Source organism: Rhizobium sp. ERR 1071, from assembly GCF_007828675.1.
GTDB lineage: Bacteria > Pseudomonadota > Alphaproteobacteria > Rhizobiales > Rhizobiaceae > Rhizobium > Rhizobium dioscoreae.
In genome coordinates, this window is the sequence record NZ_VITM01000003.1 from 56,927 (window position 1) to 75,459 (window position 18,533).

An 18,533-nucleotide genomic window follows, 5' to 3' on the forward strand; every position below is an offset into this window, starting at 1 on the left:
AAATGGTACAAATATTCAATGGATGCCGACGCCATACCTCGCGCCTGCATCGAAAAGGAGAGAGACCCATGAAACTCTACATGCACGCCGCCGCTTGCTCTTTGTCGCCGCACATCGTTTGTCGGGAGTTGGGGCTGGATGTTGAACTGGTCGAAGTTGATCGAAAGACTCATCGGACGAGTTCGGGCGAGGACTACTTTGCCATCAACGGGAATGGCTACGTGCCGGCATTGATGCTCGATGATGGGAGAGTGCTGACCGAAGGTCCTGCCATTGTGCAATTCCTCGCGGAGTGTTCACCGGAGGGATCGCGCCTCCTGCCGGAGGCCGGAACCTATGCCAGAAGCCAGGTTCAATCCTATCTGAATTTCATCACTGCCGAACTTCACAAGCCAATGGCGATGCTCTTCAACGCCGCTTATGAAGGTGCTCATGCCGGCATTCATGAACTGGTATGCAAGCGACTTGATTGGCTAAACAGCCAGCTCGTCGGCCCCTATCTGACCGGTGACGATTTCACGGTCGCCGACGCCTATCTCTTCGTCTGCTTGAACTGGTCGCCGTGGATCAAGATCGACATCGCACGGAGGCCAGCGTTACAGGAATTCATGGCTCGCGTCAGCGCAAGACCGAGCGTCCGCCACGCGCTCCACGCCGAAGACCTTGAGGCTTTCGAGACTGATGGCGTTTTCTTCGCGCCGCGATCCTACCTTGCTTCGGCAGGTCGTGTAGGAACACCCGTGCGGCCATGAACGGCCGCACTCTTCTGCATGCCCTTCTCCTTGCCAGAAGGGTTTATTCCTCGCTGGCGCTACGGCCGTGTGCCCAATCCATATAGAGTTCCAGCGCCTTGCGGGCGACCGGCCCCTCCTGAAATTCGCGGTCGTCCAGGCGGTTGACGCTGACGACCTTGGAATAGTTGCCGGTCGTGAAGATCTCATCGGCCGTCATGAACTGTTCGACGGACAGAGTTTCCTCGCGCACATCGAAGCCCTCCTGGCGTAGCAGGCTGATGACGCGGGCGCGGGTGATGCCAGCAAGGAAGGTGCGGTTGGCAACCGGCGTATAGACGATACCATCCTTGACCATGAAGACGTTGGACGATGCCGTTTCGACGACATTGCCGTTCATGTCGCGCACCAGCGCATTGTTGAAGCCGCGACCCCTCGCCTCCAGGATCATGCGGCCGCTATTCGGATAGAGCGAGCCGGCCTTGGCGTCGGTCATCGCCGTTTCCGGCGACGGACGGCGGAAGGGCGAGACAGTCAGCGTGATGCCGCCGGTGCCGCCGAGCGGCGCCTCGAACAGGCAGAGGGCGAAGCGCGTCGATTCCGCATCGACGGCGACGACGCTGCCCGGCGAGCCGTGCTCACCCCAATACATGGGCTTGATGTAGATCGGCGTCTTGCCGTCGAATCTTTTGATGCCTTCCCAGGCGAGCGCTTCGATCTCCTGCGAGGTCTTGACCGGCTTCAGCCCCATGGCTACGGCCGAGCGATTGATGCGCTGGCAATGGAGATCGAGATCGGGCGCGATGCCATCGAACCAGCGGGCGCCATCGAACACGGTCGAGCCGAGCCACATGGCGTGCGAGGTCGGCCCGATCAGCGGCGGATTGCCGGAAAGCCATTCTCCTTCGACATAGGTCCAGGTGGCGGTGCGGGGTGACGTATCGACGGACATGGGGGGTTCCTCTCCTAAAACAGTTCAGCTCACGGGATCTCTGAACCGCTCTACCTTTTTGTTTTCTCGCAATTCCGGGCGCAAAACGGCTTCGTACTTTTGCTGGAATTGCTCCGGGTGGCGGAGAGCAAATAACCGTGCAACCCAAGGGTCAAGCAGAAACTGCGCGGCAAAATCCATTTGCAACAAAGCGCTTGATATCGCATTCATAACGCAATTTTCATGCGTCGAAACAACAACTTGACGAATGGGTCCATCAGCAAAAGTGATGAACCATAGGGATCGTCAGGAGAGAGGGAGAACTCCCATGAAAGCGATGTATTACGAGGCCTTCGAGGCAACACCCGAAATCCGCACCCTGCCCGACCCGACACCCGGTGAAGATGGCGTGGTCATCGCCGTCGGCGCAACCGGCCTTTGCCGCAGCGACTGGCATGGCTGGATGGGTCATGATCCAGATATCAAGCTGCCGCACGTGCCGGGCCACGAGCTCGCCGGCAAGGTCGTGGCAACCGGGCGCGGCGTCGTCCGTTTCAAGGTCGGCGATCGCGTCACCGTTCCTTTTGTCTCCGGCTGTGGCCATTGCGCCGAGTGTCACTCCGGAAACCAGCAGGTCTGCCCGAGCCAGTTCCAGCCAGGCTTCACCCATTGGGGTTCCTTTGCCGAATATGTCGCAATCGACTATGCCGACACCAATCTCGTGCACCTGCCAGAATCTGTCGATGACGCGACGGCGGCAAGCCTCGGCTGCCGTTTCGCCACCTCCTTCCGTGCCGTTGCCGATCAGGCCAAGACGCGCCCCGGCGAATGGATCGCTGTCCATGGCTGCGGCGGCGTCGGGCTGTCGGCGATCATGATCGCCAGCGCGCTCGGCGCCAATGCCATCGCCGTCGACATTTCCGACGAAAAGCTCGCCTTTGCCCGCGAATGCGGCGCGGTCGCGACGATCAATGCGGCTGAGGTCGCTGATGTGGCGGAGGCGGTGCGCGAGATCACCAAGGGCGGCGCCCATATCTCGATCGACGCGCTCGGCCACCCTGCCACCTGCTTCAACTCCATCAAGAACCTGAGACGGCGCGGCCGGCATGTGCAGGTCGGCCTCATGCTCGGTGACTATGCGACTCCGCAGATCCCGATGGCGCAAGTCATCGGCCATGAACTCGAGATCTACGGCAGCCACGGCATGCAGGCCTGGCGCTACGATGCCATGCTCGACATGCTCGCCGCCGGCAAGATCGCGCCGCAGAAGCTCATTGGCCGCAGGATCAGCCTGGAAGACGCCGTTCCGGCGCTGATGACGCTTGATAAGGCCGAGGGCAAGGGCATCAGCGTCATTACACGGTTCTGATACATCCCGGTGCTATGCGCATCGGGAAAACGGCAATCCAGGAAGAGGGTATGCCCATGGCATGGTCTGCTGGCCAATATGTGAAATTCGAGGATGAACGCACGCGTCCGGCGCGCGACCTCTTGGCGCAGGTGCCGCTGCAGCATGTCGAGCGAGCGATCGACCTCGGTTGCGGCCCTGGCAATTCGACCGAGCTGATCGTGGAGCGTTATGGCGCCGCCGGCGTTTCCGGCCTCGACAGCGACGACAACATGCTGGAGGCCGCCCGCAAGCGCATGCCCGGTACGAGCTTCGTCAAGGCGGATCTCGCCAGATGGCGGCCGGAGGAGCCGGTTGATCTGCTCTTTGCGAACGCGGTCTTCCAATGGCTGCCCGATCATCTCGATATTCTCGATCATCTGATGGACGGTCTGAAGCCTGGCGGCGTGCTTGCCGTGCAGATGCCCGACAATCTGACGGAGCCCAGCCATCTGATGATGGAGGAGACGGCCAAGAGCGGCCCGTGGAGCGAGGCCTTTGCGAAGAAGAGCGTACGCCGCAATCCCCTGCCCGCGCCCTCGGTCTATTACAACAGGCTAATCGGCAAGTCGGCTCGCGTCGAGATCTGGCACACGAACTATAACCACGTGCTGGAAAACGCGGCAGCCATTGTCGAATGGGTGAAGGGCACGGGCTTGCGCCCCTATCTCGACTATGCCGGCGACGAGCATCGCGATGCCTTTGCCGCCGAATATCTGAAGCATATCGAGCATGCCTATCCGCCGCTTGTCGACGGCAAGGTGCTGTTGCGCTTTCCGCGGCTCTTCCTGGTCGCGGTGAAGAAATAGGATATTTATCAGCCGCGAAATGCTGACTGACGGCGGTGCGTCGATCCCATCGACAACCGGCATCGGCCCGCGCTAGAACACGACAAGCCAAAGCTGAAACAGCAATAGCTCCGAGGAGATAGTCGATGTCGTCCAGAAGCCCCGAATATGGCCGCCAGAAGGAGATGCGCGCATGACCACCCCCGACGTCGCACCGGCTCCGCCGCTGACATTCGTGATCTTCGGTGCTGCCGGCGACCTTACGCGGCGCCTGCTGATCCCAACGCTGATCAACATGACCCGCAGCGGGCTTGTCGGCGAAGACCTGCATATTCTCGGCATCGGCATCGAGACCGGCGGCGTCGACATGCTGCTGGATCGGCTGGAATCATTTCTGAAGACCTCCGGCGATATGGACGATCCGGAGCGGCAGGCCGCATGGCAGAGCCTGCGCAAGCGCATTAGCTACATCTCTGGCGATTTCACCCAGAACGGCGTCTACAAGGAGATTTCGGATTATCTCTCGCATGCGCCGACCGCCAATGCAGCCTTCTATTTCGCCGTGCCGCCGCGCTTCTTCGGCGATATCGCCGAGAAACTCTCCGAAAACGGGCTGATGAACGAGGCGACCGGCGCCTTCCGCCGCATCGCGATCGAAAAGCCCTTCGGTCACGATCTTGCCTCGGCACAGGCTTTGAATGCGCGGCTGCTGAACCATGTGTCCGAAAGCCAGATCTATCGCATCGACCATTTCCTCGGCAAGGAAACGGTGCAGAACATCATGACGACGCGCTTCGCCAACATGATGATCGAGGCGCTGTGGAACAACAACTATATCGACCACGTGCAGATCACGGCGGCAGAGCTTGTGGATGTCGGCACGCGCGGTAAATTCTACGATGCGACCGGCGCGCTTCGCGACATGGTGCCGAACCATCTTTTCCAGCTGCTGGCGATGGTGGCGATGGAACCGCCGAACAGCTTCGATGCCGAATCCATCCGTAATGAAAAGGGCAAGGTGCTGAAAGCCCTGCGCGTCTATTCGCGGGAGGAGGCAATCAAGAACGGCGTGCGCGGCGCCTATACGGCCGGCCCGATTGCCGGTAGGGATCTGCCGGCCTTTACCCAGACACCCGATGTGGCCCCCGACAGCAACACCGAAACCTTCGTGGCACTGAAACTCCTAGTCGATACATGGCGCTGGGCGGGCGTGCCCTTCTACCTGCGAACGGGCAAGGCGATGAAGGCGCGGGATACGGAAGTGGTCATCACCTTCCGGCCGGTGCCTTTCGCGCAGTTCCCGCGCCACGAATCTCGCCCCGAGCTGCCGCCGAACAGGCTCATCATCCAGGTGCAGCCCGACGAAGGCCTCGATATGGAAATCTCGATCAAATCGCCGGGGCTGGTGCTGAAAACCGCGCCGGTTTCACTCGATTTCCGCTATGCCGACAGTTTCGACATCGGCAAGCAGACCGGCTACGAAAGCCTGTTCTACGAACTCTTCGTCGGCGACCAGACGCTCTTCCAGCGCGCCGACGGCATCGAAGCCGGCTGGGCCGCCGTGCAGCCCTTCCTCGACCTCTGGGCAGAGGGCGGCAAACCCGATCCTTACGCCCCCGGCAGCACAGGCCCGGCCTGCGCCGACGAACTCATCGAACGCGACGGCCGCAAATGGCATGAGATCGATGGGACGCCGAAGGGCAGAAAGGTTTGAAGTTGAAAGGGCCGGTGTCCATGGATATCGGCCTATACAGCCGCAACCTTATCAGTTCTTCGCCGTCGATTTTGAACAATCCACTGCGGCGATGGTGAAATTGTCCGAATTTTGAACCGTCTCTCTAAGGACGGCACAACCAGTCGCCGCTTCCATTGCTTTCACGTTGCCAGCGTAGATGGTCGGATCAATAACAAGCAGCGATGCTCCGGTAGGGTGATTCAGGCCCGCTTGCCAGGAGTTCTTGCTCGAAAGCGGCCTCACTGAATATTCAACGCCATCAATTTTGACCACTTTTGAGCCTGGGAAATAGCTTGAAACGCCACCTTGGCAACCAGCCAATCCAATAAGTGCAAATACTGCAAAAAACCGTTTCATCTTATACTTTTACCCCGAGAAGAACTTTGATATCGATTATAATGTGCGCGCATGAGTTGCAAGCCCGCTTCGGGTTGGCGACGTATATACATTTGAGCGAGCAATGCCCCAGCGACTATATTAGCTGGCAAATCGTCATGCCTTACAGTCCATCGAATCTGCCTCCTCAAAAACGACGGCCCTCGCCCAAGGGCGAAGGCCGAGATCGAAGTAATCAATACTTAAACTGCGGAACGTACCCATGAAGTCAACGGATGAAACCGATGGCTATCGGCCAGTCGGCTCTCTCGTCATCAGGAGAACGCTTCTTCAGCCTCAAATGAACTGGTGCAGGCCCGGGACGGAATTGACGACCTGGTCGACCACCTCGTCGCCGGCATGCTGGCGAGCGGTTGCAATCGTTTCCTTGGCGAGCGAGCCGATTTCACCCATGCTGAGACCGCTGCTCATCAGCTGCTGGCCGAGCGCCATCAGGCCGCCGCCACCGCCGACTGCGCTAAGCAAGCCGCCGAGCAGGCCGCCGCCGCCCGTTTCCTCGCCATTATATTGTGCAACGAGATCGGTGGCGCCGGGAATAGATTCGATCATTTTGGTGACGGGGCCATCCGGAGCTTCGCGCTGCAGGAAGCCGAGAATCATGCCGACGGCCTTTTCCGCGAGGTCGGGAGCGATGCCGGCTTTGGTCGCGATCTGATCAATAACTTCGTTCACTGTGGCCTCCTGCCTTTATAACGTTAACGTCAACGTAACTGAATGCGGCAACCGGCACAAGACGCCCCGGCGGCTATCATTCTACCAGAAGCGGAACCTCGACGCGAATGGTTGTCCCTCTTCACGCGAGTTCTTATAACAGTGTCAGGACAAATCGATGAATGGCCCTTGCAGCTTTCTGAAGCTGCTGTGCCGCCGCCCTAGAACCGGATGATTTCGGATCCAATCGATCCGAAATCATCCGGTTCTAGAATCATATAGGTAGAGCATGATGTCGTCTGAAAACCGGTGACATTTTTCGGCAGCATGCTCTGGAGCATTTCCGCTTTTCTTCGAATCGCGAAAACGTTCTATCTTTTTTGTTTTTACGCAGTTCCGGACGCAAAACCGCTTCGCACTTTTGCTGGAAGTGCTTTAAGGGAGACGACACCATGCCGCAGCAGGATGGACAGATTTTCGTCGGCGCGAGCCGCAATCCGGATGACAGCATCAACAAGGACGAGTTCCTGACGCTGAAATTCGGCAACCGTCACGGCCTCGTCACAGGTGCCACCGGCACCGGCAAGACCGTGACGCTGCAGGTTCTGGCGGAAGGATTTTCCAAGGCCGGCGTGCCCGTCTTCTGTGCCGACATCAAGGGCGATCTTTCAGGCATCGCCGCCAAGGGCGAGCCGAAGGACTTCCTGCTGAAGCGCGCGGAGGAAATCGGCCTGTCGCCCTATGAGTTCGACCAGTTCCCGGTGATCTTCTGGGACCTCTATGGCGAAAAGGGCCACCGCGTGCGCACTACCATCGCCGAGATGGGACCGCTGCTGCTGGCGCGCTTGATGGATGCGTCCGAGGCGCAGGAGGGCGTGCTCAACATTGCCTTCAAGGTCGCCGATGAGAACGGCCTGGCACTGCTCGACCTCAAGGACCTGCAGGCGCTGCTGAACTATATGGGCGAAAACGCCAGCGAGCTCTCCACGAAATACGGCCTGATCTCGAAATCGTCAGTCGGCTCGATCCAGCGCGCAATGCTCGTGCTGGAGCAGCAGGGCGCGGAAAACTTCTTCGGCGAGCCGGCGCTGAAAATCTCCGACATCATGCGGGTCAGCAATGACGGCTACGGGCAGGTCTCGGTGCTTGCGGCTGACAAGCTGATGATGAACCCGCGGCTCTATGCCACCTTCTTGCTGTGGCTGCTCTCCGAGCTATTCGAGGAACTGCCCGAAGTCGGCGATCCGGACAAGCCGAAGCTGGTCTTCTTCTTCGATGAGGCGCACCTGCTTTTCAACGACGCGCCGAAGGTGCTGATCGAACGCGTGGAGCAAGTGGTGCGACTGATCCGCTCAAAGGGCGTCGGCGTCTATTTCGTGACGCAGAACCCGCTCGACGTGCCGGAAACGGTGCTGGCACAGCTTGGCAATCGCGTGCAGCATGCGCTTCGCGCCTATACGCCGCGCGAACAGAAGGCCGTGCAGACGGCGGCCTCGACATTCCGGCCCAATCCGGCCTTCGATTGCGCTACCGTCATCACGACCCTCGGTACCGGCGAGGCGCTCGTGTCGATGCTGGAGGGCAAGGGTGCACCGTCCGTCGTCGAGCGCACACTGATCCGCCCACCATCCGGCCGTATCGGCCCCGTCACGGATGGCGAGCGTCAAGCCATCATCAACGGCAGTCCGGTTGCAGGCGTCTATGACCAGACGATCGACCGCGAATCCGCTTACGAGATCCTGACGGAGCGTGCGCGCAAGGCGGCCGTACCGCAGAACGACAGTGCCGGCGATGGCTGGACCTTGCCGGGGTTCGGTGGCGACAGCAGTAAGCCAGCCGGTCGCCGTTCGGGCTATCAGCGCGAGACGATCCTGGAAGCGACGATGAAAAGCATGGCGCGCACGGTGGCAACGCAAGTCGGGCGGGCGCTGGTGCGCGGTATTCTTGGCAGCCTGAAGCGATAGAAGATTACCCTCCCTGGAGGGGGAGGGTCGGAGCGAAGCTCTGGGGTGGGGTGATCCGCGGAGACCTTTCCGGTTCCGACTATCACCCCCACCCGCCGCTTTGCGGCGACCTCCCCCATCAAAGGGAGGTGTTACTTCCCTCAAGGGAGAAGGTGAAGATCAGCGCACCGGTGCGACCAGCGAGAAGAATGCGCCTTGCGGATCGGTTGCCTGGACGATCCAGCTGCCGCCGGGCACTTCCATCGGGCCGTTGGCGATCCTGCCGCCGCCCTCCGTGATGCGGGCGATCGCGGCGTCGATCGCCGGAACGTTGATGTAGAAATTCCAGGCCGCCATCGGCATTTCCGCCGGCTTGGTCATGATGCCGCCGAAGTCGCGATCGCCGATCTTGAAGATCTTGTATTTACCCATCGGCCCCATGTCGAAATCGGAGCTCAGTTCCCAGCCGAACATCTCGCTATAGAAATCGAAGGCCTTCGGGCCGTCGTTGGAATAGAGTTCGTGCCAGCCGAAATAGCCCGGTGTCGCAGGCGCAGGCGGCTCCCAATCCTGGCCCGGCAGCGGGGTGAACAGGCAGAATGCAGCGCCATAGGGATCGGAGACGACGGAGAACCGGCCGACGCCTGGAATATCCGTGGGCTCGCGATAGGTCTTGCCGCCCTTGGCGACAACGGTCTTGGTGGCTTCATCGACATTGGGAACGCCGATATAGCCGGTCCAGCAGGGCGGCGTGCCCATGGCCTTCGCCTCGTCAGGCAGGATCATCAAACCGGCAACAGGGCCTGCACCGGCGCTGAACAGCGTATAGTCCATGCCGACATCAGGCATGCCGGCATCCGCCGCATCCCAGCCGACGACCTTGGTATAGAAGGCTTCCGCCGCTTTCATGTCTGTCGTCATCAGCTCGTACCAGACAAAATATCCCTTCTCAGCCATAACATCGCTCCCTATTGTGATTGTTGCGGTCATCCGTCTCATCCTGAGCCTGATGTCGGCGCAAGCACATCATGGCCGATGAAAGTGACGGCCGAACGATGGTCAATCGGTTGATCCGTCGTTCCCCGGCGAGCAGGCTCCAGGTCTTAACTAGGCGCAAGGCGTAATAATTCGACCCCTTGTGCCGCATGGCATGAATTTGGCGGTCTCGCCACGCCCTCAATGGCAGCAGGAGCCCGCCTTCTCCGCCTCCTGATATTCGTCATGTCGGCGCACGAAATCCATGGTGTGGCCTTCATTTCGGCCCTTCGGTGCGTTGTCGAGGATCATCAGCGTGCCGATCATTTCCTCGCCGCCGCGGGCATAGCTGGAATAGGTGTGGAAGATATTGCCGGCTTCATCCTTGTAGAAGGCGCTGAGTCCAGGCAACTCGTCGTTGCCGTTGGCGGCGTCCATATCATTGAAATTATAGAACACCTTTTCACCGGCGAGCTGCTCTTTGGTGAAAGAGACGTGATAGTCGAAATTGAAATCGTTGGAGAAGGACGACACCCAGGGGAATTTCCAGCCCATGCGCTTCTTATAGGCCTCTATCTTTTCGATCGGCGCGCGCGACACTGCGACCAGCGTGACATCGTGATGATTGAGATGCGGAAGCGTTCCATCGAAATGATCGGCGAGGAAGGAGCAACCGGTGCATCCGGCATCCCAATCCGGGCCGAGCATGAAATGATAGATGATCAGCTGGCTGCGGCCGTCGAAGAGATCGGCAAGCGTCCTCTTGCCGGCCGGCGTGTCGAAAACATAATCCTTATCGACCTTTACCCAGGGCAAGGCTAGGCGTTCCGCATTGACGCGATCGCGAAGATGCGTAGCTTCCTTTTCCTTGGCAAGCAGTTGACGGCGGGCCTCGAGCCACACTTCTCTGGAAACGACCTGGTTCATTGTCCGCGCCCTCCTCCGGCGTTTTCATTTCCAAATCTTGACAAATATATTGATATCAATATTAATGAATCATGTCAAACGCAGTCCAAATCCCCTTTGAAACCACGCTGTTAGTCCGCGATACCTGCCTGTGCCTGCATGTTCAACGCGCGGCGCGCGCGCTGGCCCGCCGTTTTGACGAGGCACTGCGGCCATTCGGACTCACCAACGGCCAGTTCTCCCTGATGATGTCTCTGAACAGGCCGGCGGCGGCATCCATGGGATCGGTCACAGCGCTCCTGGCAATAGACCAGACGACGCTGACGGCGGCCTTAAAGCCACTGGAACGGCGGGGATGGGTGAGCATCGTGCCCAATCCAAAAGATCGCCGCGCCCGCCTGCTCAGCCTCACGCCATCGGGAAAGGCGGCGCTCGCCGCCGCCGTGCCGATCTGGAAGACGACACATGCCGCCCTCGAAGAGCGGCTGCCCGACGGCAATGGCGACCGCCTGCGTAGCGATCTCGCTATTCTGCTCTGAATTGCGGTTCAGACAATCGCGGATCGCCCTCGAAATCCTGCCTTTCGAAGCCGATGCGGCGCCGTGGGAATTCGCACAGCGCCTGCACGCCGACGCGAGACAGCCGGATGCGCCAGGTCTGGCGTTCGACGGGTTCGCGGGCGGAGAAGGCCCTGGCCGTGAGCAGCGCGATGTTCATGCCTCCGCGGGGATCCCGGACGGAACGATAGAGGATCGCCTCGATACCGCCGGCTCGCGCCGCCTCGGCAAGCGATTGGCAGGCTTCGTAGTTGACCGGATCTGTCCACAATTGCCGATCGCGATCCAAGGGAGGCACTGTCAGATCGATCCCAGCCTTCGTTGCAATCGCAGCAGAAAAGGCTGTATATTCTGCGGCATTGGCAGGCAACGGCGTGTCAGGGGAATCACGGAAGAAGAGCAGCCGATAGAAGCTCATTTCAGCCAGCGCCGTCTCCACCTGCTCCGAGGCGTAGAAAACGCCGAGCGTGCGGCCGGCGCGTCTGAAACGGGAACCGTGGGGATAGATCGCTCCGTAACGGAAGGGTGTGGCGAGCAGATAATCCAGCCCTGCGCATTCCGGCGGCAGCGCCGGCTTGGTTTCCTCGAGCACGCTTTCGAGAAGCGCTTGCTCCTCCAGCGTATCGACAAGCTTCAGCGTCGAGACCTGATGCTGCGATTCCACCAGCCGCCAATATTGGCCGGAGATGACCTTTGCCTCAGACGAGAGCGCGGCGGGCGTCCAGATAGGCAAGGACATCGGTCAAACCGGAAATCGAGATGATCTTGTCGATCGGCGCTGCGCCAAAGGCGATATTGCCGTTACGCAGCCATTGCCGCGCCACAGCCTCGTCGCCGCCGACGATGGCATCGAGCGAACGGAAGAGACGAACGAAAAGCACGGCAAGTTCGAAAGGCTTGCTATCGCGCTCCAGCAGATGATCCTGCCGCTTCATGCGCGATACCGTCGCCTCCGACACGCCGATGATGGCCGCAAGGATGCGGGCGTTCAATCCCAGCCTCTCGGCGGCATTGACGACGGCCTTGGTGATGACCAGCGCTTCACCGGGCATCGGCTGGCCTATTACCTGGGCTTTTATCATGGCTACTTCCTTTCCTAAGAAAAGATATAGCATTTTTCTTGCAAAAGAAAAGGAGCGACAGATAAAACTGCCGCTCCTTTTCAATATATTCCCACATATCCGGTCCTCAATCGACCGGCGGCGCGTTTCCCGTCAGACAACAGCAACCGGCACTTCGGTCGAGGTGCGCATGGCATGGCTGTAGGGGCATACGATATGGGCGGCAGCGGCGAGCTTTTCAGCCTCGGCCTTGTCCATGCCGGGAATGTGGACAGCCAACGAAACTTCGATGCCGAAACCGGTGCCATCCGCGCGAGGACCAATCCCGACAGTCGCCGTGACCTTGGCGTCTTCCGGAATCTTGACCTTCTGCTGGCCTGCGACAAATTTCAAAGCGCCCAGGAAGCAGGCGGAATAGCCGGCTGCAAAGAGCTGCTCCGGATTGGTGCCGGTAGCGCCATCGCCACCGAGCTCCTTCGGTACGGTCAGCGTGACGTCGAGGACGCCATTTTCGGAAACTGCATGGCCGGCGCGGCCACCGGTGGCGGAAGCTTTGGTCGTATAAAGAATAGGCATGTCATGTCTCCTTCGGTTGGATGGATTTTATATACATCACGATTTAATCGCGCGCAACATATATTTCGCAATGGTTTTGAGAAAGTGAATTGCGATAAGGCCGTCAATACGAGGATAGTGACGACTGCGATATGGCGGAGAGCCAATCAGCGCGACCAGCGCCGGCAGTCGAAAATCAATCTGACAATCGTTTGAGATCGGCTTCCGGGTACTTCCGGTCAGGACCGCAAACAAAAAGGGCGCCAGCGGCGCCCCTTTTTCAATGATGCGGTATCAGGCCGTGACCAGGATCGGCGCGCGCTCGGGAACGCGATCATAGAGATCGATGACATCCTGGTTGAGCAGACGGACGCAGCCGGAGGACACAGCCTTGCCGATCGAGCGCCAGTCGGGATTGCCGTGCAGGCGATAGAGCGAGTCCTGCTTGTCCTCGAAGATATAGAGAGCACGTGCTCCCAGCGGGTTCTTCAGACCCGGGTCCATGCCACCATTGGCGATGGAATATTTCACGAGTTCCGGCTGGCGGGCGACCATTTCATCCGGCGGATTCCAGCGCGGCCATTTCTTGCGCCACTGGATGACGCCTCGGCCCTGCCAGGCAAATCCTTCGCGGCCGACGCCGATGCCATAGCGCATCGCCGTTCCGCCCTGCTCGGTCACATAGAGCATGCGCTGGGTTGTATTGACGACCACGCTGCCGGGTGCCTCGCCTGTTGGGTCGATCACCCGTTGACGATAGAAGCGGGGATCGATCTGCTGGTAGGGAACCGCCGGAATGATGAAGCCGCCATCCTCGACGGAGGCATAGATTACGGCCGGATCAGGCTGCTCGCCATCATAGCTGGAGAACCAGGTTCGGAACGGCCGCGGGGAGCCGGTATATTGAACCGGGCTGACGACGGGGCCGTTATCGATGGTGGAGGCGCAGCTGGCAAGCGTCGAAACGGCGCCGAGACCCGCCAGAGCGAGGAAGTTACGTCGCGATAGGGATGAAGGAAGGCTCATGTCGACAGCATAGTTCCTTTTGTGGAGGAAGCGAAAACCCGTACCAACAGGCTGATTCGGCTCCCCGAGAGGTTCGCAGAGACAGACGCAAAACTAAAGAGCGCAAACCACCCCGACTATCGCACTTATGCAACATCACGAAAATTTGTGGTAAAATACCGCTACAGAACGACGATTTCCGCCTTATCGGGCACCCGGTTGTAAAGATCTATCACGTCCTGGTTGAGCATGCGAACACATCCGGAAGATGCAGCCTTGCCGATCGACTGCCAATCCGGCGTGCCGTGAACTCGATAAAGCGTATCCCGGCCGTTCTGATAGATATAGAGCGCACGCGCGCCGAGCGGATTGGTCGGCCCGGGATTCATGCCGCCGCGCTCGGCCGATAGCGGCCTCATCTGCGGGTCGCGCGCGACCATTTCTGCGGGCGGGGTCCATCGCGGCCATTTCTGCTTCCATTGGATCAGGCCCCTGCCGTGCCAGGCATATCCTGCCGCGCCGAGGCCGACGCCATAGCGCATCGCCTTGCCGCCCGGTTCGATGAAATAGAGGAAGTGGTCGCGCGTATCGACAACAATGGTGCCGGGGCGTTCCCTGGTCTGGTAATCCACCTCCTGGCGCAGGAAGCGCGGATCGATGCGCTTGTAGGGGATGGCCGGCAACGTGAAGTCGTCTTCACTGCGCTGCGCATACATGGCCTGGTGCACTGGATTGAAGGTCGGCAGGCCATAGGTCTGGTGGAATTGGGTGCGGAAGAGATCGCGCGATTGCGGCACGGGCTGCACCGGCAGGCGCCTTACCCTGTTCGGCTCGATCCCCTCCGGACGATAGAAGACGGGCGTCGTCTCCTGCACGAAGCGATCCGGATCGGTGGCGCCCGTATCGGGAATGATGCTGCAGGCGGACAATGTCGTCAGTGCGGCAGCGGCAAACAGATGACGGGAAACGGGCAGCAGGTCGGCCATTATCGGAAACCAGTTGGGACACATCGGATCGGCCGCATAATGACTGCCGCGGCTGGAGCGAGGCTGGCGTCGATCGCCAGACGGTTCCAACGAAGATATTGCACCGATCGGCCAAACTCCTGTTTTCCCTTGCGACATCATGGGCTAGACCAATGCAGTACGGAGGAGCGCATGAATATCGACAGTCTCGACCCGGGCATCTTCGGCCAGACCGACCAAAAGACTTGGCTGAAGCTGGTGGAACGGGCGCTGAAAGGCAAGAATTTCCAGGAAGCACTGGTCTCGCGAACCGATGACGGCATCGCGATAGAGCCGCTTTACCAGCGACGGCGCGACGGCAAGCCGCTATTTCGTCAGCGGGCCGAGTTGCCATGGACGGTGATGCAGCGCATGGACGATCCGGACACCGAGCGGGCAATGGTGCAGCTCGGCGACGATCTTGCCAATGGAGCAAGCGGTATCAGCCTCGTTTCCAACAATTCCGCTTCGGCCTTCGGCATCGGCATGGATGCTCAGTCGCCAAACTTTTCCGAAGTGCTGGCAGCAGCATCCGCCAAGACTGCAACTCTGCGCCTCGATGGCTTTTCTTCCAGCGTCGCGAAAACGGTAGCAGCCTCAATTGTGGATGGTGGTGCCCAAAGATTGCACCTTGGACTCGACGCTTTCTTGACAGCCGTGCATTTCGCCAATTTTACCAGCGACATCAAATACTTCAAAGAGTTGAAGTCGGTTGGTACGATCGTCAATGCGGACGGCCGTGCCGTGCATAATGCCGGCGGGACCGAGGCGCAGGAACTGGCGGTGATGGCGGCAAGCCTCGTCGGCCATTTACGACTGCTTGAGGAGGCGGGACTGTCACCGGAAGCAGCGCTTGCGGCAATCAGCCTCTGCCTTTCGGCCGATCAGAATCAGTTCATCACAACCGCGAAGATGCGCGCCGCGCGGCTGATCTTCACCCGGATCGCCGAGGCCTGCGGCGTTACCGACCCACGACCGGCACATCTCTTTGCTGAGACCAGCTATCGCATGCTGACCCGCCTCGATCCGGAGACGAACATCCTGCGCAACACGATCGCGGTCTTTTCAGCCGGCGTTGGCGGCGCCGACGAGATCGGTGTTCTGCCGCACAGCCTGACGCACGGCATTCCTGATCCGCTGGCGCGGCGCCTAGCGCGCAACACGCAGACGATTCTGATCGCCGAAAGCCACCTCGATCATGTCGCCGATCCAGCTGCCGGAGCAGGCGGCATCGAGGCACTGACCGATGCGCTGGCCGAGCGAGCATGGGAGATTTTCACCGGGATTGAAGGCAAGGGAGGATTGGCGAAGGTCATCTCCAGCGGCGAGCTGGCGGCGATGATCGCAGAGGCGCGTGAGAGCCGTGCCGCAAGGCCGATCGTGGGGACGACGCTGTTTGCCATGAAGACCGAGCGGCCGGTGAGGGTTTTGGGGCCTTTGGGTCCGATTGTTGGCGGGATGGGGTTGGTGCCGATACGATTGGATGAGGGGGTGGAGGCATGAGGATGGACATCGGGTTCGAGGAGATTGGGCACCCCCCTCTGTCACTTCGTGACATCTCCCCCACAAGGGGGGAGATCGTTCCGTGCCAGAATTTAACCCCAGCGAGAATGACAACCTATGCTGCCGCAGATGCGGTATCTATTTGGGGCAGAAAGACTCCACCAGTTTCCAATCTCCCCCCCTGTGGGGGAGATGTCGCGAAAGCGACAGAGGGGGGTACCGCAATCTCCACATCCACGGAGGCATCGGCTCCATGACCAATATCCCCGACTTCGCCACCATCCCCTGGGCCAAGCCGCAGGCAACGACGCCAACAATCGGCGCCCCAGCCTGGGAAACTCCCGAAGGCATCAGCGTCAAGCGCAGCTATGGCGAAAGCGACCTCGCCCGCCTGAAGTTTTTGGATACCTATCCCGGTGCTGCGCCGTTCGTGCGTGGCCCCTACCCCACAATGTATGTCCAGCAGCCCTGGACCATCCGCCAATATGCCGGCTTCTCCACTGCCGAGGAGTCCAACGCCTTCTATCGCCGCAATCTTGCCGCCGGCCAGAAGGGCCTCTCCGTCGCCTTCGATCTTGCCACTCACCGCGGCTATGACAGCGATCATCCGCGAGTGGCCGGCGATGTCGGCATGGCGGGGGTGGCGATCGATTCCATCCTCGATATGCGCCAGCTCTTCGACGGCATTCCGCTTGACGAGATGAGCGTATCGATGACCATGAACGGCGCTGTGCTGCCGGTCATGGCGCTCTATATCGTCGCGGCGGAGGAACAGGGCGTTTCCGAGGACAAGCTGTCGGGCACGATCCAGAACGACATTCTCAAGGAGTTCATGGTTCGCAACACCTACATTTATCCGCCGCAGCCCTCGATGCGCATCGTCTCGGACATTTTCAGCTATACCAGCCAGCGGATGCCGAAGTTCAACTCCATCTCGATCTCCGGCTACCACATGCAGGAGGCCGGCGCGACGGCGGATCTGGAGCTCGCCTACACGATCGCCGACGGCATCGAATATGCGCGGGCAGGCGTGGCAGCCGGGCTCGATATAGACAGCTTCGCCCCTCGCCTCTCCTTCTTCTGGGCCGTCGGCATGAACTTTTTCATGGAGGTTGCCAAGATGCGCGCGGGACGGCTGATCTGGGCCGCGCTGATGCAGAAGAATTTCGCACCGAAAGACCAGAAATCCCTGGCACTCAGGACCCACAGCCAGACCTCCGGCTGGTCGCTGACGGCGCAGGATCCGATGAACAACATCATCCGCACCATGGTCGAGGCGATGGCGGCAACGCAGGGACATACCCAGTCGCTGCACACCAATTCCTTCGACGAAGCGCTGGCGCTGCCGACCGACCATTCCGCCCGCATTGCGCGCAACACGCAAATCCTGCTGCAGAAGGAATCCGGCACGACAGGGATCATCGACCCCTGGGGCGGCTCGGCCTATGTCGAACGGCTGACCTACGATCTTGCGGCCCGCGCCCTTGCCCATATCGAGGAGGTAGAGGCGCTCGGCGGCATGGCGAAGGCGATCGAGAAAGGCATCCCCAAGCTTCGCATCGAAGAGGCGGCCGCACGCACGCAGGCGCGCATCGACAGCGGCCACCAGACCGTCGTCGGCGTCAATTTTTCCAAGCCGGAAAAGGATATCGAAGTCGATGTCCTGAGGGTCGAGAATTCCGAGGTGCGGGCAAGGCAGCTTTCCAAGCTGCAGCAGCTGAAGGGCACGCGCGAAACGGCGGCGGTGGAAGCCGCCCTCGACGCCCTGACGGATGCCGCGCGCAACGGCACCGGCAACCTACTCGATTTTGCCGTCAAGGCGGCAAGGGCGAGAGCGACGGTCGGCGAAATCTCGCTGGCTCTGGAAAAAGCCTATGGCCGGCATGTTGCGGAGATCAGGACCATCTCGGGTGTGTACCGCAAGGAAGTCGGGGATGCCGACCCCACCTTCAACAAGGCCGTCGCCAAAGTCGAAGCCTTCCGCAGGGCGCGGGGCGAAAAGCCGCGCATCCTGATTGCCAAAATGGGCCAGGACGGCCATGATCGCGGACAGAAGGTGATTGCGACGGCCTTTGCCGATCTCGGCTTCGATGTCGTCGTCGGCGCCATGTTCCAGACTCCGGAAGAAGTGGCCGAAGTCGCCGTTCGCGAAGGCGTCGACATCCTCGGCGCTTCATCGCTTGCCGCCGGCCATCTGACGCTGGTGCCGGAACTGAAGGAAGCGCTTGCGCGCCGTCATGCTGGCAATGTGCTGATCGCCGTCGGCGGCGTCATCCCGCCACAGGATTTCGCGGCGCTGGAAGCGGCCGGTGCGGACGCAATCTTCCCGCCCGGCACGGTGATTGCGGAAGCGGCAACGGCGCTGATCGAGAAGCTGATGGCGTAAGCATCGACTCGCAGAGCGG

18 protein-coding genes are annotated in these 18,533 nt (G+C 60.2%); 8 read left to right on the top strand and 10 right to left on the bottom strand.

The annotated features are described in order from the left end of the window. The first annotated feature begins 68 nt into the window (after nucleotides 1–68). The gene (locus tag FBZ99_RS10365) at nucleotides 69–752 is read left to right on the top strand and encodes a glutathione S-transferase N-terminal domain-containing protein (RefSeq protein WP_113353990.1); all 684 of its coding nucleotides are present in this window, start codon (nucleotides 69–71) and stop codon (nucleotides 750–752) included. A 43-nt stretch (nucleotides 753–795) separates the two neighbouring features. On the opposite strand, the gene FBZ99_RS10370 is transcribed toward FBZ99_RS10365, so the two are convergent. Further along, nucleotides 796–1,683, bottom strand: a complete 888-nt coding sequence (locus tag FBZ99_RS10370) for a branched-chain amino acid aminotransferase (protein ID WP_113330753.1) — start codon at nucleotides 1,681–1,683, stop codon at nucleotides 796–798. Between the two features lie 307 nt (nucleotides 1,684–1,990). Here FBZ99_RS10370 and FBZ99_RS10380 point away from each other — a divergent pair, with 307 nt between their 5' ends. From FBZ99_RS10380 to zwf, 3 genes are all read left to right on the top strand, one after another. Next, the gene (locus tag FBZ99_RS10380) at nucleotides 1,991–3,031 is read left to right on the top strand and encodes a zinc-dependent alcohol dehydrogenase family protein (RefSeq protein ID WP_145632942.1); all 1,041 of its coding nucleotides are present in this window, start codon (nucleotides 1,991–1,993) and stop codon (nucleotides 3,029–3,031) included. Between the two features lie 56 nt (nucleotides 3,032–3,087). Beyond that, complete coding sequence (tam, locus tag FBZ99_RS10385) at nucleotides 3,088–3,858, top strand: trans-aconitate 2-methyltransferase (protein WP_145632945.1); 771 nt, start codon at nucleotides 3,088–3,090, stop codon at nucleotides 3,856–3,858. A gap of 172 nt (nucleotides 3,859–4,030) precedes the next feature. Then, nucleotides 4,031–5,551, top strand: a complete 1,521-nt coding sequence (gene zwf, locus FBZ99_RS10390) for a glucose-6-phosphate dehydrogenase (protein ID WP_113330750.1) — start codon at nucleotides 4,031–4,033, stop codon at nucleotides 5,549–5,551. Nucleotides 5,552–5,602: 51 nt separating this feature from the next. Here zwf and FBZ99_RS10395 read toward each other — a convergent pair whose 3' ends face one another. Both FBZ99_RS10395 and FBZ99_RS10400 read right to left on the bottom strand, forming a co-directional pair. Beyond that, a complete protein-coding gene (locus FBZ99_RS10395) occupies nucleotides 5,603–5,929 on the bottom strand; it encodes a hypothetical protein (protein WP_246661097.1) in 327 nt (108 codons plus the stop codon). Nucleotides 5,930–6,244: 315 nt separating this feature from the next. Beyond that, nucleotides 6,245–6,640: a hypothetical protein gene (locus tag FBZ99_RS10400; protein ID WP_113353985.1), complete on the bottom strand. Its 396-nt coding sequence runs from the start codon at nucleotides 6,638–6,640 to the stop codon at nucleotides 6,245–6,247. A 431-nt stretch (nucleotides 6,641–7,071) separates the two neighbouring features. Between FBZ99_RS10400 and FBZ99_RS10405 the strand changes: the two genes are divergently transcribed. Then, nucleotides 7,072–8,583, top strand: a complete 1,512-nt coding sequence (locus FBZ99_RS10405; RefSeq protein WP_145632948.1) for a helicase HerA-like C-terminal domain-containing protein — start codon at nucleotides 7,072–7,074, stop codon at nucleotides 8,581–8,583. Nucleotides 8,584–8,742: 159 nt separating this feature from the next. Here the strand turns inward: FBZ99_RS10405 and FBZ99_RS10410 are convergent, their stop codons facing one another. Both FBZ99_RS10410 and FBZ99_RS10415 read right to left on the bottom strand, forming a co-directional pair. Beyond that, a complete protein-coding gene (locus tag FBZ99_RS10410) occupies nucleotides 8,743–9,519 on the bottom strand; it encodes a VOC family protein (protein WP_113331877.1) in 777 nt (258 codons plus the stop codon). A 219-nt stretch (nucleotides 9,520–9,738) separates the two neighbouring features. Then, the gene (locus tag FBZ99_RS10415) at nucleotides 9,739–10,464 is read right to left on the bottom strand and encodes a DUF899 domain-containing protein (RefSeq protein WP_145632951.1); all 726 of its coding nucleotides are present in this window, start codon (nucleotides 10,462–10,464) and stop codon (nucleotides 9,739–9,741) included. Nucleotides 10,465–10,535: 71 nt separating this feature from the next. Between FBZ99_RS10415 and FBZ99_RS10420 the strand changes: the two genes are divergently transcribed. Next, nucleotides 10,536–10,982, top strand: a complete 447-nt coding sequence (locus FBZ99_RS10420) for a MarR family winged helix-turn-helix transcriptional regulator (protein ID WP_145632954.1) — start codon at nucleotides 10,536–10,538, stop codon at nucleotides 10,980–10,982. Here FBZ99_RS10420 and FBZ99_RS10425 read toward each other — a convergent pair. The 5 genes from FBZ99_RS10425 to FBZ99_RS10445 form a co-directional block, all read right to left on the bottom strand. Continuing rightward, on the bottom strand, nucleotides 10,969–11,739 hold the full coding sequence (locus FBZ99_RS10425) for an RES family NAD+ phosphorylase (protein WP_113331880.1): 771 nt from the start codon (nucleotides 11,737–11,739) through the stop codon (nucleotides 10,969–10,971). The genes FBZ99_RS10420 and FBZ99_RS10425 overlap by 14 nt on opposite strands. Next, complete coding sequence (locus FBZ99_RS10430; RefSeq protein ID WP_113353982.1) at nucleotides 11,699–12,082, bottom strand: MbcA/ParS/Xre antitoxin family protein; 384 nt, start codon at nucleotides 12,080–12,082, stop codon at nucleotides 11,699–11,701. Before FBZ99_RS10430 ends, FBZ99_RS10425 begins: the two co-directional genes overlap by 41 nt. Nucleotides 12,083–12,214: 132 nt before the next feature. Then, a complete protein-coding gene (locus tag FBZ99_RS10435) occupies nucleotides 12,215–12,637 on the bottom strand; it encodes an organic hydroperoxide resistance protein (RefSeq protein ID WP_069613858.1) in 423 nt (140 codons plus the stop codon). Nucleotides 12,638–12,910: 273 nt separating this feature from the next. Continuing rightward, on the bottom strand, nucleotides 12,911–13,642 hold the full coding sequence (locus FBZ99_RS10440) for a L,D-transpeptidase family protein (RefSeq protein WP_113331882.1): 732 nt from the start codon (nucleotides 13,640–13,642) through the stop codon (nucleotides 12,911–12,913). Between the two features lie 161 nt (nucleotides 13,643–13,803). Next, a complete protein-coding gene (locus tag FBZ99_RS10445; protein ID WP_113353981.1) occupies nucleotides 13,804–14,607 on the bottom strand; it encodes a L,D-transpeptidase in 804 nt (267 codons plus the stop codon). Nucleotides 14,608–14,778: 171 nt separating this feature from the next. Between FBZ99_RS10445 and FBZ99_RS10450 the strand changes: the two genes are divergently transcribed. Both FBZ99_RS10450 and scpA read left to right on the top strand, forming a co-directional pair. Beyond that, nucleotides 14,779–16,128 (top strand): methylmalonyl-CoA mutase family protein, encoded by a 1,350-nt coding sequence (locus FBZ99_RS10450; protein ID WP_145632957.1) that lies wholly within the window; start codon nucleotides 14,779–14,781, stop codon nucleotides 16,126–16,128. A 253-nt stretch (nucleotides 16,129–16,381) separates the two neighbouring features. Beyond that, nucleotides 16,382–18,514: a methylmalonyl-CoA mutase gene (gene scpA, locus FBZ99_RS10455; protein WP_145632960.1), complete on the top strand. Its 2,133-nt coding sequence runs from the start codon at nucleotides 16,382–16,384 to the stop codon at nucleotides 18,512–18,514. Nucleotides 18,515–18,533: the final 19 nt, after the last annotated feature.